Source organism: Halorhabdus sp. BNX81, from assembly GCF_029229925.1.
Lineage (GTDB): Archaea > Halobacteriota > Halobacteria > Halobacteriales > Haloarculaceae > Halorhabdus.
Genome location: NZ_CP107254.1, coordinates 2,262,741 through 2,276,277 on the forward strand (window position 1 = coordinate 2,262,741; position 13,537 = coordinate 2,276,277).

General features: G+C 59.8%; 18 protein-coding genes and 1 tRNA gene. 5 read left to right on the forward strand and 14 right to left on the reverse strand.

The features are described from left to right. Window positions 1-2 precede the first annotated feature (2 nt). Genes rpmC through HBNXHr_RS11400 form a run of 9 tightly spaced genes read right to left on the reverse strand, consistent with a single transcriptional unit; the run spans window position 3 to window position 5,763 of the window. Entirely contained in the window at window positions 3-209 is a 207-nt protein-coding gene (rpmC, locus tag HBNXHr_RS11360; protein WP_275737324.1) for a 50S ribosomal protein L29, read from the reverse strand. After that, window positions 206-1,162 (reverse strand): 30S ribosomal protein S3, encoded by a 957-nt coding sequence (locus HBNXHr_RS11365; protein WP_275882211.1) that lies wholly within the window; start codon window positions 1,160-1,162, stop codon window positions 206-208. The genes rpmC and HBNXHr_RS11365 overlap by 4 nt, the downstream gene beginning before the upstream one ends. Beyond that, window positions 1,162-1,668, reverse strand: a complete 507-nt coding sequence (locus tag HBNXHr_RS11370) for a 50S ribosomal protein L22 (RefSeq protein WP_275882212.1) — start codon at window positions 1,666-1,668, stop codon at window positions 1,162-1,164. The genes HBNXHr_RS11365 and HBNXHr_RS11370 overlap by 1 nt, the downstream gene beginning before the upstream one ends. A gap of 3 nt (window positions 1,669-1,671) precedes the next feature. Continuing rightward, window positions 1,672-2,097: a 30S ribosomal protein S19 gene (locus HBNXHr_RS11375; RefSeq protein WP_275737327.1), complete on the reverse strand. Its 426-nt coding sequence runs from the start codon at window positions 2,095-2,097 to the stop codon at window positions 1,672-1,674. Further along, the gene (locus HBNXHr_RS11380) at window positions 2,094-2,822 is read right to left on the reverse strand and encodes a 50S ribosomal protein L2 (RefSeq protein ID WP_275737328.1); all 729 of its coding nucleotides are present in this window, start codon (window positions 2,820-2,822) and stop codon (window positions 2,094-2,096) included. Before HBNXHr_RS11380 ends, HBNXHr_RS11375 begins: the two co-directional genes overlap by 4 nt. A gap of 2 nt (window positions 2,823-2,824) precedes the next feature. Beyond that, complete coding sequence (locus tag HBNXHr_RS11385; protein ID WP_275737329.1) at window positions 2,825-3,088, reverse strand: 50S ribosomal protein L23; 264 nt, start codon at window positions 3,086-3,088, stop codon at window positions 2,825-2,827. Beyond that, entirely contained in the window at window positions 3,085-3,828 is a 744-nt protein-coding gene (gene rpl4p / locus HBNXHr_RS11390) for a 50S ribosomal protein L4 (protein WP_275882213.1), read from the reverse strand. Before rpl4p ends, HBNXHr_RS11385 begins: the two co-directional genes overlap by 4 nt. A 5-nt stretch (window positions 3,829-3,833) precedes the next feature. After that, a complete protein-coding gene (locus tag HBNXHr_RS11395; RefSeq protein ID WP_275882214.1) occupies window positions 3,834-4,850 on the reverse strand; it encodes a 50S ribosomal protein L3 in 1,017 nt (338 codons plus the stop codon). Between the two features lie 7 nt (window positions 4,851-4,857). Further along, window positions 4,858-5,763 (reverse strand): RNA methyltransferase, encoded by a 906-nt coding sequence (locus HBNXHr_RS11400; protein WP_275882215.1) that lies wholly within the window; start codon window positions 5,761-5,763, stop codon window positions 4,858-4,860. 202 nt (window positions 5,764-5,965) lie between these two features. Here HBNXHr_RS11400 and HBNXHr_RS11405 point away from each other — a divergent pair. Both HBNXHr_RS11405 and HBNXHr_RS11410 read left to right on the forward strand, forming a co-directional pair. After that, window positions 5,966-6,036 (forward strand) — tRNA-Gly (locus HBNXHr_RS11405). Window positions 6,037-6,391: 355 nt separating this feature from the next. Continuing rightward, complete coding sequence (locus tag HBNXHr_RS11410) at window positions 6,392-7,018, forward strand: MjaI family restriction endonuclease (protein ID WP_275882216.1); 627 nt, start codon at window positions 6,392-6,394, stop codon at window positions 7,016-7,018. Window positions 7,019-7,021: 3 nt separating this feature from the next. On the opposite strand, the gene HBNXHr_RS11415 is transcribed toward HBNXHr_RS11410, so the two are convergent. Further along, window positions 7,022-8,386, reverse strand: a complete 1,365-nt coding sequence (locus HBNXHr_RS11415; protein WP_275882217.1) for an SIR2 family protein — start codon at window positions 8,384-8,386, stop codon at window positions 7,022-7,024. A 504-nt stretch (window positions 8,387-8,890) separates the two neighbouring features. Then, a complete protein-coding gene (locus tag HBNXHr_RS11420) occupies window positions 8,891-9,355 on the reverse strand; it encodes a hypothetical protein (RefSeq protein WP_275882218.1) in 465 nt (154 codons plus the stop codon). Window positions 9,356-9,506: 151 nt separating this feature from the next. Here HBNXHr_RS11420 and HBNXHr_RS11425 point away from each other — a divergent pair, with 151 nt between their 5' ends. After that, the gene (locus HBNXHr_RS11425) at window positions 9,507-9,839 is read left to right on the forward strand and encodes a hypothetical protein (protein WP_275882219.1); all 333 of its coding nucleotides are present in this window, start codon (window positions 9,507-9,509) and stop codon (window positions 9,837-9,839) included. Window positions 9,840-9,942: 103 nt separating this feature from the next. On the opposite strand, the gene HBNXHr_RS11430 is transcribed toward HBNXHr_RS11425, so the two are convergent. Next, window positions 9,943-10,332, reverse strand: a complete 390-nt coding sequence (locus tag HBNXHr_RS11430) for a helix-turn-helix domain-containing protein (RefSeq protein ID WP_275882220.1) — start codon at window positions 10,330-10,332, stop codon at window positions 9,943-9,945. Between the two features lie 94 nt (window positions 10,333-10,426). Between HBNXHr_RS11430 and HBNXHr_RS11435 the strand changes: the two genes are divergently transcribed. Both HBNXHr_RS11435 and HBNXHr_RS11440 read left to right on the forward strand, forming a co-directional pair. Then, window positions 10,427-11,086, forward strand: a complete 660-nt coding sequence (locus HBNXHr_RS11435) for a hypothetical protein (protein WP_275882221.1) — start codon at window positions 10,427-10,429, stop codon at window positions 11,084-11,086. 162 nt (window positions 11,087-11,248) lie between these two features. After that, window positions 11,249-11,722, forward strand: a complete 474-nt coding sequence (locus HBNXHr_RS11440; protein ID WP_275882222.1) for a peptidylprolyl isomerase — start codon at window positions 11,249-11,251, stop codon at window positions 11,720-11,722. A gap of 14 nt (window positions 11,723-11,736) precedes the next feature. Here HBNXHr_RS11440 and HBNXHr_RS11445 read toward each other — a convergent pair whose 3' ends face one another. Continuing rightward, window positions 11,737-11,982, reverse strand: coding sequence for a hypothetical protein (locus HBNXHr_RS11445; RefSeq protein WP_275882223.1), 246 nt, complete (start codon window positions 11,980-11,982; stop codon window positions 11,737-11,739). Window positions 11,983-12,139: 157 nt separating this feature from the next. After that, complete coding sequence (locus tag HBNXHr_RS11450; RefSeq protein ID WP_275882224.1) at window positions 12,140-13,378, reverse strand: mandelate racemase/muconate lactonizing enzyme family protein; 1,239 nt, start codon at window positions 13,376-13,378, stop codon at window positions 12,140-12,142. Window positions 13,379-13,537 lie beyond the last annotated feature (159 nt).

Below are 13,537 nucleotides of genomic sequence, written 5' to 3' on the forward strand. Positions count from 1 at the left end.
CGTTATTCGTTTGCCGCGTCCTCAGCGTCGATCGTCTTGATCCGCGCGATCGCCTTCCGGATCTCCTTGATGCGGCCGGGGTTGTCCGGCGCACCACCCGTCGCCTGGACGGCGCGGGCGTTCAGCAGCTCCGTCTGGAGCTCCTCGAGTTCGCTCTCGCGTTCGGCGGCGGTCATGTCGCGGATCTCTTCGGGATGGAGGATCGTCATTCGGCCTCACCCTCCTCGTCTCCGTCGTCCGCGTCAGCTTCTTCTTCGTCCATCTCGTCGAGAAGCTCCTCGGCTTCCGCCTCGGTCTCCTCGTCGAGTTCCTCGTCGACGGACTCCTCGAGTTCGTCGAGTTCGTCCTCGACACCCGCGTCGTCCGGGACGTCGACGTCGTCGAACTCCTCGGCCTCGGCGGCCTCCTCGACGACCTCTTCGTCGGGGGCGTCCTCGGCCGCGTCGTCCGCGGCGTCGGCGGCGTCCGCATCAGCTGCCTCGACAGCGTCGCCCTCCTCGGGCTCGCCGGCCAGCAGCTCCTCGACGGAGCCCTCCTCGACGTCCTCGATATAATCCTCGACTTCGACGTCCTCGTAGATCTCGAAGTCGTCGGGCAACTCGGCCTCGGGCGGGATGATCTTGACGTCCACCCCGATCGTGCCGAGCTTCATGACCGCGACGCCCTGGCCGTGATCGACGATGTCCTCGGCGGGTTCGCCGTTGTGCTTGATGTAGCCACGGTTGAACTTCTCCACGCGGGAGCGTGCGCCCGTGACCTTTCCGGAGAGGACGATCTCGGCACCCTTCGCGCCGGACTCCATGATCCGGTCGATCGTGGTGTGACCGGCCTTCCGGAAGTACCAGCCGCGTTCGAGGGCGTTGGCGAGTCGGTCGGCGACGATCCGAGCGTTGAGGTCGGGTTCCTCGACTTCCTGAACGTCGACCTGGGGATCTTCGAGCCCGAATTCCTCTTCGAGCGTGGTGGTGATCTTCCGGATGTTCTTCCCACCCTTGCCGATCACCATGCCGGGCTTTTCGGCCTTGAGGACGATCTGGGTCCCCATCGGCGTCTTGGCGACTTCCATGCCGCCGTAGCCGGCGCGACCGAGTTCGTCCTCGAAGAACTCGTCGATCTGGGTGCGCTGGAGGCCGTCCTCGATGAACTGCAGTTCGTCCGCCATCAGGCATCACCCTCCTGCTCGCGGCTATCGCCGCTCGCACTGTCCGAGGCTGACGCCTCGCTGAGGATGAGTTCGACGTCGACTTCCGGCGTGTTCCACTCGTTGGCCCGCCCCATCGCGCGGGGCTGGCGGCCCTGCTGTTCGCCGACCTTGTGGGCGGCGACGTGGACGATCTCCATGGACTCGCCGTCCATCCCCGCGTATTCGGCGTTACCGATCGCGTTTTCGAGCAGATCGATGAAGGCCTCGCTGGCCTTCTCCGGGTAGCGGCCGGCGTCCCAACCCTCGATGTCGTTTCGATGGCCGACGCCCGAGTTGTGGGACTTAAAGGGGACCGACTGGTCGCCCTCGATGACGTCCTCTAGGTAGGCGACCGCCGCCTCGGCGGTCATGCCCTTGATCTCCCGGGCGATGGCCTTGCTGTGCTTGTGGCTCATCTGACGCTCCCGGAGCATCGCTTTCGCCGTGGTGTCCGGATCCGCGTCGACTGAGTAGCTGATTCCCATGGATTACTTGAGTGGCACGAACTTCGAGGAGCGGGTCGCCCCGATCCCGGCCTGTCCGTGCTCGACGCTCGTGCGCGTGAGCTGGAACTCGCCCAGATAGTGGCCGATCATCTCGGGCTCGACCTTCACGCGCTCGAAGCTCTGGCCGGTGTAGACCGCGAACGTGATCCCGACGAACTCGGGCAGGATCGGCATATCCCGCAGGTGCGTCCTGATCGGGTCGTTGGCCGTCTCCTCCTCGCCGGCGTCACGGGCCTCTTCGAGCAACTGTCGTTTCTCGTAGGACAGGCCGCGCTTGATACTTCGCCGCTGGCGTGCGGGCAGCAGTTCCGCGACTTCCTCGACGGACATGTCCTGCAACTCCTCGAGCGTGTGGCCACGATAGGTAAACTCGCCCTCGTGACCGATCTGGTAATCGTGTGAGCTCATTCGTCACCACCTCGGCCAGTCCGGCGCGAGGAAATGTCGCCAACCTTCCGTCCCGGCGGCGCGTTCCGCGAGATGGACTTGGGCTGGCCGGGGTGCTGGCGGCCACCGCCACCGAACGGGTGGTCGACCGCGTTCATCGCAACCCCACGAACCCGCGGGTACTTCGTCCCACGGGATTTCATCTTGTGGTATTTGTTGCCGGCCTTCACGAAGGGTTTCTCCGTCCGGCCACCGCCAGCGACCACGCCGATCGTCGCCCGGCAGTCCGGGTCGAGTCGGCGGACGTCGCCGCTTGGCAACTGGACGACCGTCACGTTGCGGTCGTGGGCCATCAACTGTGCCGAAACGCCGCCAGCCCGGGCGAACTTCCCGCCGTCGCCGGGGTTGGCCTCGACGTTACAGATCTGGATGCCCTCCGGGATCTCGGCCAGCGGGAGCGTGTTCCCGGGCTCGATCGCCGCAGTGACGCCGACCTGGATCTCGTCGCCCACGCCGACGCCTTCCGGCGCGAGGACGAGACGCTGATCGCCGTCCTCGAACTCGACGGCGGCAACGGGTGCGCTCCGGGCAGGGTCGTGTTCGATGTCCACGACCGTCCCCGAGATGACGTCGCCGTCGCGCGCTTCGGTGCTCCGGTGTGAGAGATCGGCCTTGTAGCGATGCGAGGGGGCCCGGAACGTCGGGGTCCCGCGACCGCGTCGTTGGCCTTGAATCCGTCGTCCCATGCTCAGAACACCCCGATTCGGGAGGCGACTTCCTCGGCATCGTCGTCAGCCGAGAGGGTCACCTCTGCCTTTTTGTTGCCGTTCATCGTTACCTGTGCGTTGACGTTCACGACACTCACGTCGAACTGCTGTTCGACGGCGTCGCGGATGTCGGCTTTCGTCGCATCGGTCTTGACGATGAACTGGAGCTTGTTCTGGAAGTCCATCTTGTCCATCGCCTTCTCGGTGACGTGGGGATGGTCGATCACGTCGATCGGATCGGTCATCGGTCGGCCACCTCCGCGAGTGCGCTCTCGGTCCAGAGGGTGAGTCGGCCGGCGTCGGTCCCCGGCGCGAGATCCTCGGCGTTGACCTCCCGGGCGGTGGTTACGTCCGCGCCCGCGAGGTTCCGAGCCGCCTTCGACGGCTCTTCGCTCGTGACAAAGAGGATCGACTTCGGCGTCCGGTACTTCCGGCCACGGGTCGTTCCCTGGCCGGCCCGGACTGTCCGGTCGTCCGCGCGCTCGATGTCGGCATCGACGCCGAGCGCTTCGAGCACATCGACGACCGCCTGGGTCTTGACCAGGTCCTCGAAGTCATCGGAGACGACCAGCGGCAGGTCGGTCTCGTCGTCGAAGGCGTGTCCGCGCGCTTCGACCAGTTCGGCGTCCGCCGTCGCGGCGATCGCCGACCGGATCGCGAGTTTGCGTTCCTTGTCGTTCAGTGCCGGTGCAGGGTCGGCCTCGGCCTTGGGCGGGTGGGCGGCCCGGCCGCCGACGGTCTGTGGGACGCGTCGGCTGCGGCCGTCCTGTTGGGGGACGTGGGCCTGGCCGCGACCACTGCCCTGTGACTCGGCGGGCGTCCGCAGGCCCGCGTACTCGTCTGCGCCGTAGTCCTGCTTTCGGTTAGCCTGGGCGGCAAGCACCGCGTTCTTGATGAGATCGGGCCGATGGGGCGTCTCGAAGACGTCCGGCAGCTCGATCTCGTCGTCGGCGTCGCCGTCCAGATCGTGTAGTGTTGCCTGCATTCATCTCACCCTTGATTGGATTCGGTGGAGACGTAGCGCACCTCGGGATCGAGGCGCGGCTGGTCGTTCGGCCGGACGGCCGGGCGCAGGCGAACCAGGCGCTCGTTCGGCCCGGGGATCGAGCCCTTGATCAGCGCGTAATTCCCCTCGACTTCGCCGTAGTTGACGAAGCCACCGTCGGGGGTGACGTCGTCCTCGTCGCCGAAGTCGATGAGGCGCTTGTTGAGTTCGGTGCGCTGGTGGTAGCCGGTCTGGCCCTGCTGGGGCACCGTCGAGCGCACACGGCTGGGATTCCACGGGCCCAGGTTGCCGATCCGGCGTCGCCAGCCCTGGCGGGCGTGTTTGCCCTTTCGCTTCTGGACACCCCAGCGCTTGACGGGGCCCTGGGTACCCTTGCCCTTGGTGACGCCCGCCACGTCGGCGTACTCGCCGGCGCGGAAGACGTCGGTCATGGCGTACTCGCCGCCGTCGGCCACGAGCTCGAGGCCGTGCTCGAGGCGATCGGCAAGCGAACCGCCGCCGACGCGTGTCTCCATCACGTCGGGTTTGTTCTTCGGGACGCTCGGCAGGTCGCCGGGAACGGTGTGCGTAATGAGGCGCACGTCCCCGAGCTGACCCGCATCGAGAGCGTCTCTGATCTGTGCCTCTGCGCCGTCGCGGTCCTGCTCTTCAGGGAGGTCGATGGCCCGGTCGAGATCCTCGTGGAACTCGTCGGTCCAGACCTCCGTGAGCGGTCGCAGGCCGTACGGCGTGTCTTCGTAGGCTCGCAGCGCCACTGCCCGCATCGGCGGGGTTTCGACGACAGTGACGGGCACGGTTTCCTCCATGCCCTCCCGCGGTGAATTGGGCTCGTCGTTGATGACAACGACGTGGCTCATGCCGGCCTTGTAGCCGGCAAAGCCCTGTACGCCCGGCTGGCCCTCATCGTCGGGCCAACTGTTGAACCGCGGCGTCTCACTGGTCGCCCGCGTGCGCGGACCGTAGCCCAGCGAGCCTTTGCGTGGTCTGCTTGGTTGTGGCATCGGATTCTCACTCCGTGAGTGTCAGGGGGCCGAGGGTGGCGAACATCGCTTCTTCTGTTCGCACGACCTCGCTTCCCTGGTTGGGAACCGTATTGAGCCAAAGGTCGAATCGGGGTCCGTCCGATCCTGATCCAGTGACCGCGTCTCTGGTTCCGTCCCCGGTGTCGACGGCTGCCGCCAACTCGTCCACGGAGGACGGGTCGACAGCACCCGGTTCGACGCCGAGGATGGCCGGCAAGCCGCGCTCAGGCGCGCCAAAGGCGACTGTCATGTCGCCCGCGTCCGCGATTGTCCCGACGAGTCGCCCGAGTCGCTCGGTCGTGAGCGACTGGCCGTGTCGGGACGCGGCGATCCGTACGCCGGCGTCGGGCCGCGAGAGCGCAGCGTCAAGGTTCGCACGGTCGACCTGATAGCCCGGTGGGGGCTGATCGACGATCTTCGCGCGAACCGGTCGTCTCGAAGAGATCCTGACGGTGACGCGTTCCCCCTCCTTTATCGTCCGGTCGCCCGGAACGGCGAGGGAGATCGGGTGTTGCATGCCGCAATTGACCCGGACGCGCCCATCAGATCCGACCTCGGTCACGATTCCCTGTCTTAACGACCCCGAATCGTCCGATCCGGAGCCGGTCTGGGTCGCAACGCGGAGCGGCGGCAAGACGCCGACGCACTCCAGTTCGTCCCGCCTGTCCCAGACCTCCTTTCGGAGGTATGGGGGTGTGGCGGCGTACCGCAGCACGGTTTCGACGAACCCGTCGCCCCATCTCCCCGCCCCGTCAGGGTCGGGGTAGACGGTGAGTCGATCGACCCGGAAGACGGTGGCCGCGCGGGCCACGTAGCCGATCTTCCGGGTCGCCTCACGTTTGTCCTCCGCCTCGCGGCAGAGCGACGACGGCACGAGTGCGTTGAGCGTCATGCCGTGACGCTTCCACGTCACGCCACTAGACTGTGCCGATTACTCGCGGGCGGCATCGTAAAAGGATGCCGCTTCCAACCGGTCGTGAGACGCTCTCGCAAGGGATCGCGCCCCACGCGAGTCGGTGACGCGACGGGGCGCTCCCGTCCACGTGATTCGGAAGCCTTATATTTCTCTCCGGCCCCAGTTTGGAATGCACCGTGCGACGGTGGTGTAGTGGTATCACAGGACCCTGCCACGGTCCTAACCCGAGTTCAAATCTCGGCCGTCGCACTTCTACCGAGCGCAAAACCGCGAGCGACCGCTTTGCGTGTCGCTCGCTTCAGCGCGAGGGTGAATGCGGTAATAGAGATTTGAACTACGCGAGTCGCAGCGCGAACGAAGTGAGCGACCGTCTCGCCATCGAGTTCAAATCTCGGCCGTCGCACCTTCTTCAACCACAATCCGCGCGGAGCTACGTCTCCGCGCAACCCCTGGTTGTGTAGTGCGAGAAGCGAGATTTGAGCACGCCAGTAGAATCAGTCAGCATGATCCCTACATGACAATGATACAGTATACATATTAAAATAACATTACTTCCGCAAAGGCGGACTAACAGTTATGTTATGTCAGTGGGTTGCTAGACAAGATGGCTGAGACAATTACGATCACCCCGGACGAGAGAAAGCAGCTCACTACTGGAGACCCAAAGAAAGCTCCAAAATATACGTTTTTCGCCCTTAACAATGCGGTGAAATATTCATCTGCCAACCAGCGACCCACTGTCGGGAAAATCACTGAAATCTACGAAGAGTTTGAACAGGAACACCCAAACGGTGACTTCCAAGACTGGCGGAACTACTATTATAACCAGTATAACGGACGGCAACGGATTGATGATGCCACTGACAAGGCCTACAATATGTTCCTCACAATCCGGGCCGCGATTGATGATATAGACCGTGAGGACATACGTGACTTCATCGAAGGATTAGTACTCAACGGTACGTACTCTAATCAGAACGCGCGAGAGGCTGTAATTCAGAAGCTTCTTGAAAGCCGATCAGAAACCGAGCGGCTTTCACCAGATGAGGGCCCCGATGGATGCGAGCTTCAATGGGGAGATAGGTACGTCTCCATTCAACCGGAGGAGATACGGTCAGAAACTTTGTTTGACCGCGAGGACGTGATCGTGTTTTACTTCTCGGAAAATGCGAGTGATAACGGCTTGAAGATAGACGTTAGTAAGTCGAATATGACGCTTGACGAGTTCTAGTGTTTATTTTAGGTTTAGCTCATATTCCTCACCGTCTCGGACTTTACGGAGCAATTCTACTGCGGCATCCGAATATCTATGATTCGGTTCTTGTCGGTGGAAGGCAATATCCATGTGGTACTGGTTATCACTTTCTTTTATATTTATGCCTCGTTCTTCCTCGATCTCGTTAATTAACTGGTTAGCATTGTGCCACGTGTCCCATCCAAGTTCATTCGCAACATCGGACAGTCTGTATCGATACAAGATATTGAAATCCATTGGATTATCAAGCGTGCTAACCCCGAATAAGGTCCCGAAGGATTCACCAGAGTTCGCAGCACGTTCAAGTGATTCGTAATTAATTTCAATTTCCTCACGGGGTGCTTTGGTTTTTATTATATCGTAGGTATTGGCCATCACTGTGCGAAGGAGTTTCAAATTGACTCCCTCGATATACCCACCTTGGCCAAAGGCGTTGAATACCCAGTCGAATCGCTGAGACTGGATGTAATTCACGCGCATAGAATTACCGTCAATAGTCGGGATGCGTTTCTCCCGCTCAAAAGTATCGACGCCGGAGATATCCGGTTCCCAGTCAAGGAAGTAGATATTATCAATAAGGCCATCTTCTGGCGACAGTATTTCGTCAATATCAGACAACAATCGGCGTACATTTTTGTCCCCAACGCTGTATCCAGCGATTAACACCGGATGCTCGGCAAAGTATGTGAGCAGTTTTGCTGAGAGGTATTTCTTTGTTTCAGTCCATTCATTGTAGTCGTCATTGGTCAAAATTAGACTCTCTGGTTCTGAAATACATCCGTGGATTTTCAATATTTCGCCGATGCTCTGGTAGTCTGATCGTAGGATTTCTTCGCCAATGACGGGTTGGTAGTCCGGGAAGAGAACTTCGAGAAACGGATCATAGTTTGTGGTAATAATGGCATGTGGTTGGATTTGTTGAAGGAGTTTGATTTCTTCGCGGAGGTTATCGTCCTTGATCTCGTCGATTGATTCAGGAGTGAGTTCTTGGAAGTACTTGGAAATTTTATATTTAAGGTATATATCGCTGGGGTACTCACGGGAGCGAAGTTCATCTGGGAACTCATCTTTACCGTCTCCCCATGCCCAATCGTAGTAGTACTCTGAAAGAGTAGTACCAATCTCAGGGTAAGTATCGCCGCGTTGTAGGTAATAATCGATAGAGTGAGGGACCTCAGGGCAGTCTTCAGCTGCGGTTTCAAGGAGTGATTCCCAACTGGGACCGTCAAAGTAGCGAATGGAAAGACCAGTCCCGATGAAAAGAATAGGTTGACATTTTAGCTCTTCAACCCGCTCCAAGACGTCTGTTTTCCGGTCTTCAATGTATTCCCCAAACTCCTTCATGAGGTTAAAGACATCTACCAGATATTATAATTCTTCGCACGACTTTTTGAGCGGTGTTCAGATACGCACCGAGCAAAGAGTTTGTTTCTGCTGGCTATCCAGTCGGACCCTGGCGGAATGAAAGGGCGATCCAGTTTCGGGAACCCCGACGAAGTAAGCACTGCAGGGCGTGAAGCGCCCGAAGCGCGCAGCGAGGCGCGGGACCGAAACTGGCGAGGGCTTTCAGAGAAGACTCAAATATTTTCTATTCTGAAAGCAACCAAAGACCAACCATGTCGTTTATTCAGAGTCCGTATCCGCAAGCATCCGTGCGGCAGTCCGTCGCAGACGGTCCGGATCGCCACCGGTGATCTCGGCGACTTCCTCGGGCGTCTCTGGCATCTCGTCAGCCATGACCGTATCAGTCCATTGTATATTGTGGTATAAGTTTCTAGGGGCCGATCCCGAAAGAGAGAACTCTCCAATCCACAAGCGACGCGTTTCATCGCGTCGCAACAGCCTACATCACTCGATCAGCAGACGATCCCAAATTCTTCTCAGGACCACAATACCACCAGTGAGGACGGAAAGAGCACCGCCAAGAAGGACAGCAGCCATGCCGACCAACACCAGCGGGAAGCCCCACGAGGTGCCGTCGAAAGCGAGCAGACTAGAGGAGTAGCGGTCACCCTGGTACAGTATCACTTTCCCACTCAGGGTATCTACCAGCTCGGTATCGTTGCAAAACTTCGTCGTGTTACCCGCGAGTGTTTCCCTGAAAAGGTCCTGCTCGGCAGACGAAAGGTTCTCGAAGGCCACTTCTTCGATAGGCGGGTGCACCGATTCGTCTGCACTCATCTGCTCGATCATTATCATATGTCCCGACGTACAGGCACTGGATTCCTGATACATGCCCACACCATAGGCGAGACCACCGCTGAGCAGGAGACCGAGACCGAGCAGCAGACCCAGCCGCGAACTCGAACCCATATGTCGCCCGTCAATTGGCCCTCATATGTGTTTTCTGGTCAACACACCCCCGTTGAGCCAGTCGATTCTCCCGCCAGAAGACAAATCCAGTTGGAGACGACTGTTGCGAAGTGACCCCAATGTTCATTCCCGAGCCACCGGAATATCCCGTATGAAACGACGACTCGCCATCGGGATCCTCACCGGCGCGTTCCTCGGCATCTTCTGCATCGTCGGCGTCGGCCTCCGGATCGGCTTCGCGGGCAACGAACTGTTCCTGTTCTCGATGTGGTACAATCGGGTCGTGATGGGACTCGTGATCGGGCTGGCGGGTGGGCTCCAGCTCGTCGATTCGAAATACAACGTCTACGTCAGAGGATTGCTGCTGGGACTCATGGTATCCGCGGCGGTCACCTTCACCAGCGAGTTCCGCGACTGGCCGAGTTTCGCCGCCGGCGTGGCCTACGGCGTGATCATCGACTGGGTCGCAACCAGATACAGTTGACCGGTTGAGGAATCAAAAGGACGACCAAGCGAAGGGTTACATCGTAATTTCGGAACCACTGAGTTCGACGATTGCCGACCCATCCAGGAGAAACAGCTCCCGGTCACTCACTGTACGTCTCGAGGAGTTCCCACTCCTCGCGCATGAGTTCACGAACGCCGTGGGTGAGGACGCCCTCGCCCAGCGACGTCGCTCGATAATACGAGTACAACCCCTGGGAATCCGGTTCCTTTCGCTTCCGGTTCTCGACGAGGCCAACATCGACGAGTTCGTCCAGATGATAGTGGAGTGTATTCGATTCGACGTCGAGAGCCCCCCGAAGTTCCGCCGCACTCTTCGAACCACTCTCGACGAGATGGTTCAGGATCCGAAACCGGGTCTCGTTGCCGATCGCCCGCTGCATGTCGAGATACTGCTCGACGGAGAGGAGACTGTGTTCCGGCAGGATGGGATCGCGGTCGTCACCATCCATTGCCCGGCTTGTTTCGGCCATACACGTTCTTCGAGTTAGCTCGATATAAGTGTTCACTGACTCAGCAATAGTAGATATCCTGTTTATTTAAATACTAAGCCGACAGACAACCTGTATGCGAGACAGATTGATCACCGAACTTGGCGATCTTGCCCATTCCAGATTTCTCGTGTATCTCATGGGTCCTTACGAAGCGTTCGACATTGAGAGGGTGCTTCACAGCGACAAAATCTCCGAAGATCTCAAGCTGGATACGATCCCGGAATCCATCGATTTCGGGACGCTTGTTGGGTCTGAAGCTGATCTCGATCAAGACGAAGCCGTGCTGGATTTACTCTTAGAAGTCCGCGACCACCTCCGAACCGATCCAGGAGTGAATGCGTTTCTCGCAATCGATGTTGACGTGCCTCTCGAGGAGATGGACGCCGCAACGCAGAGCATTGAATTCGCTCTGGCAAGCAACGTAGTCGTCTACATTGTTCCGGAGATTGGAGATAACCTTGGGGTAGGAATCGAGGTCGGGTCCGTTCTCGAAGCCATCTTTCAAGAGCGAGAGAACAACACAGCAACGCAGCACGAAGAGCGAGTCCTCTTTGTCCATGAATCAGGTGTCCGTAGCGCGATGATCGCGTCTGTACGAGAACGGTGGGATGCCCGGATTTACGCGTATGATGATCGCGCAGACCTGGTCAAGCAAGTACGCCTTTTCGTTCGAGATATTGCCCGGCGGGAACAATATGGAGACCTGCCTCACTTGGAAGAAAATAGCGAGTGAGCACAAAATGGCGGCTACAAGCCCCGATTTCGGCCCTCGACTAATCGATACTTGGACTTGCTGGAGAATTCTTCGACTCCAGAGTTCGAACAAGCACTTCACCACTATAGCGTCACGTGCCGCGATGCAAGGACGTATCCCCGTGTCGCTCCTTTCATACCCATGACGATTGCTACAGGCGATTCAGTCAGCATCGAGTATACCGGGCGACTCGAAGACGGGACCGTCTTCGACACCTCCCGAGAGTCAGTCGCCGAGGAGACCGAACTGGCCGACGAGCAGCCCGAGCGAGAGTTCACGCCGCTGACCGTCGAAGTCGGCGCGGGGCAGGTCATCGACGGGCTGGAGGACGCACTCATCGGCATGGAGCCGGGCGATACGCCGACCGTCAGGATCCCGCCGGAGAAAGGCTACGGCGAGTGGTCCGAGGAGCGCGTCCGGACGTTCGATCCGGCCGAACTCAGCCAGCAACTCGGTGACGAGCAGCCCGAGGAAGGGATGTACCTCCAGACGCAGGATGGCAATCTCGCCGAAATTACCGAAGTAACGGACGAGGTCATCCGCGTCGACTTCAATCCGCAACTCGCGGGCGAGACCCTGGAGTTCGACATCGAAGTCGTCTCGGTCGCGAACTGAAGCGGTCGATCCACTCAGTAGAGATACTGGTCAGCTTTCTTTGCGGTGAGCGAGAAGTCGGCTGTCGAATCTTTGGAGGGTTCTGAGAAGAACGGATCGTCCGGATCGTGTTTTCCATGACGATTCACGTACTCCCTCACGGCTTTCCGAAGTGCGTCTTGGAGGGACAGATCGTTCTCTGTTGCCACCCGTCGCAACCGTTCGTATTCGCCCTCTTCGAGTCGTGTCTGAACGACAGCCGAAGCTTCGTCGTTCGACATAGTTCGTAAAAGTATATTTACAGGAGCAAGCATTTAGCTCTCTCGGATACGACCACTTACAGAAGTATTCTCTTCCTGAACTCTCATGGACTCCGTTCCTCGAAAGCGGTTCCCTTCGTCGAACGAGTCGAATCGGAGATTCGCCGGTTCGATCCGGTCAGGCCGGATCGAACACCGTCTCGCCTTCGACCTTGTGCGCCTCGACCGCGTCGAGGTCGAGCGTCAGGCCAAGCCCGGGCTTCTCGGGGATCGCCATCGAACCGTCCTCGATGAGGCCGTCTTCCTCGACCAGGTCTGCCCACCAGCCGAGTTCGTAGGAGTGGTACTCGACGGCGAGTGCGTTCGGAATCGCCGCGCCGACCTGCGCGGAGGCCATGGTCGCGATCGGCGAGCCGACGTTGTGCATCGCGACGGGGATGTAGTAGGTGTCGGCCAGGTCGGCGATCTTCCGGGTTTCGCGCATCCCGCCGACGCGGGGGACGTCAGGTGCGATGATGTCGACGGCCTGCTCCTCGAGCAGGCGGCGCTGGCCGTGCTTGCGGTAGACGTTCTCGCCGACGGCGATCGGCGTCGTCGTCGACTGGGTGACGTTCTGCTGGACGTCGTGGTTCTCCGGCGGGACGGGATCTTCGAGCCACCAGACGTCATAGTCCTCGATCTCCTCGGCGAGGCGCTTGGCGCTGCCGCCGGTGTACGTCCAGTGGCAGTCGAAGGCGACCTCGGCGCGCTCGCCGACGCGTTCGGTCGTCGCCCGGACGATCTCGGCCTTGTGCTTGATCTCGGGTTGGCTGAGGTGGCGGTTGGCCGAGTCCTTCTCGTGGCCGCTTGGCACGTCCAGATCGAATTTGATCGCGTCGTAGCCCAACTCCTCGACGACGCGCTCGGCCTCGTCGGCACAGGCCTGCGGGTCGGCCTCGTCTTCTGTGTGGAGATCGCAGTAGACCCGGACGTCGTCGCGGTACTTCCCGCCCAGGAGCTGATAGGCAGGGATATCCAGAATCTTCCCGGCGAGGTCATGTAAGGCGATTTCGATGCCAGAGATGGCATGGATCGTCACGCCGGCGATCGACCCTTCGCCGGACATTTTCTGTACCATGTGTTCGTACAGCCGATCGATGTCGAGCGGGTTCTCGCCGAGGATGAAGGGTTTCATTCGCTCGACGAGTTCGGGAACGGCCGCGCCCCAGTAGGCCTCGCCCGTCCCGACGATACCCGCGTCGGTGTAGACCCGCACGAGTGTCCAGGGGTAGTTGCCGTCGACCATCGTGGTCTGGACATCGGTGATCTCGACGTCGCGCGGGCCGCGGTCGGCGGTGACGCCCATCGTCTCCGAAGAGAGGTCCCGCATCGTGTACTCGGCGTTCGGGTCGCTGAGCTGCGTGTAATCGATTGGCATGGCGGAAATTCGACAGGCGGGCGGTTAATCCTTTTCAAGCCCGGACTGAGAGAGCGCTCGCTCGGGGGCGCGGATAGCAAACCTGGGCGACAGCAACCCCCCGTTCGGGTTACAGTGTTTCGTGGAGCAGGGATCGCGTAACGACATACCACCGTTCGG

Coding starts and splice junctions, on each gene's coding strand:
- HBNXHr_RS11445 (WP_275882223.1), bottom strand. CDS start 11,982: ATGTCGAACGACGAAGCTTCGGCTGTCGTTCAGACACGACTCGAAGAG.
- HBNXHr_RS11425 (WP_275882219.1), top strand. CDS start 9,507: ATGAAACGACGACTCGCCATCGGGATCCTCACCGGCGCGTTCCTCGGC.
- HBNXHr_RS11430 (WP_275882220.1), bottom strand. CDS start 10,332: ATGGCCGAAACAAGCCGGGCAATGGATGGTGACGACCGCGATCCCATC.
- HBNXHr_RS11440 (WP_275882222.1), top strand. CDS start 11,249: ATGACGATTGCTACAGGCGATTCAGTCAGCATCGAGTATACCGGGCGA.
- HBNXHr_RS11450 (WP_275882224.1), bottom strand. CDS start 13,378: ATGCCAATCGATTACACGCAGCTCAGCGACCCGAACGCCGAGTACACG.
- HBNXHr_RS11395 (WP_275882214.1), bottom strand. CDS start 4,850: ATGCCACAACCAAGCAGACCACGCAAAGGCTCGCTGGGCTACGGTCCG.
- HBNXHr_RS11380 (WP_275737328.1), bottom strand. CDS start 2,822: ATGGGACGACGGATTCAAGGCCAACGACGCGGTCGCGGGACCCCGACG.
- HBNXHr_RS11415 (WP_275882217.1), bottom strand. CDS start 8,386: ATGAAGGAGTTTGGGGAATACATTGAAGACCGGAAAACAGACGTCTTG.
- HBNXHr_RS11385 (WP_275737329.1), bottom strand. CDS start 3,088: ATGACCGATCCGATCGACGTGATCGACCATCCCCACGTCACCGAGAAG.
- HBNXHr_RS11365 (WP_275882211.1), bottom strand. CDS start 1,162: ATGGCGGACGAACTGCAGTTCATCGAGGACGGCCTCCAGCGCACCCAG.
- HBNXHr_RS11400 (WP_275882215.1), bottom strand. CDS start 5,763: ATGACGCTCAACGCACTCGTGCCGTCGTCGCTCTGCCGCGAGGCGGAG.
- rpmC (WP_275737324.1), bottom strand. CDS start 209: ATGACGATCCTCCATCCCGAAGAGATCCGCGACATGACCGCCGCCGAA.
- rpl4p (WP_275882213.1), bottom strand. CDS start 3,828: ATGCAGGCAACACTACACGATCTGGACGGCGACGCCGACGACGAGATC.
- HBNXHr_RS11375 (WP_275737327.1), bottom strand. CDS start 2,097: ATGAGCTCACACGATTACCAGATCGGTCACGAGGGCGAGTTTACCTAT.
- HBNXHr_RS11410 (WP_275882216.1), top strand. CDS start 6,392: ATGGCTGAGACAATTACGATCACCCCGGACGAGAGAAAGCAGCTCACT.
- HBNXHr_RS11370 (WP_275882212.1), bottom strand. CDS start 1,668: ATGGGAATCAGCTACTCAGTCGACGCGGATCCGGACACCACGGCGAAA.
- HBNXHr_RS11435 (WP_275882221.1), top strand. CDS start 10,427: ATGCGAGACAGATTGATCACCGAACTTGGCGATCTTGCCCATTCCAGA.
- HBNXHr_RS11420 (WP_275882218.1), bottom strand. CDS start 9,355: ATGGGTTCGAGTTCGCGGCTGGGTCTGCTGCTCGGTCTCGGTCTCCTG.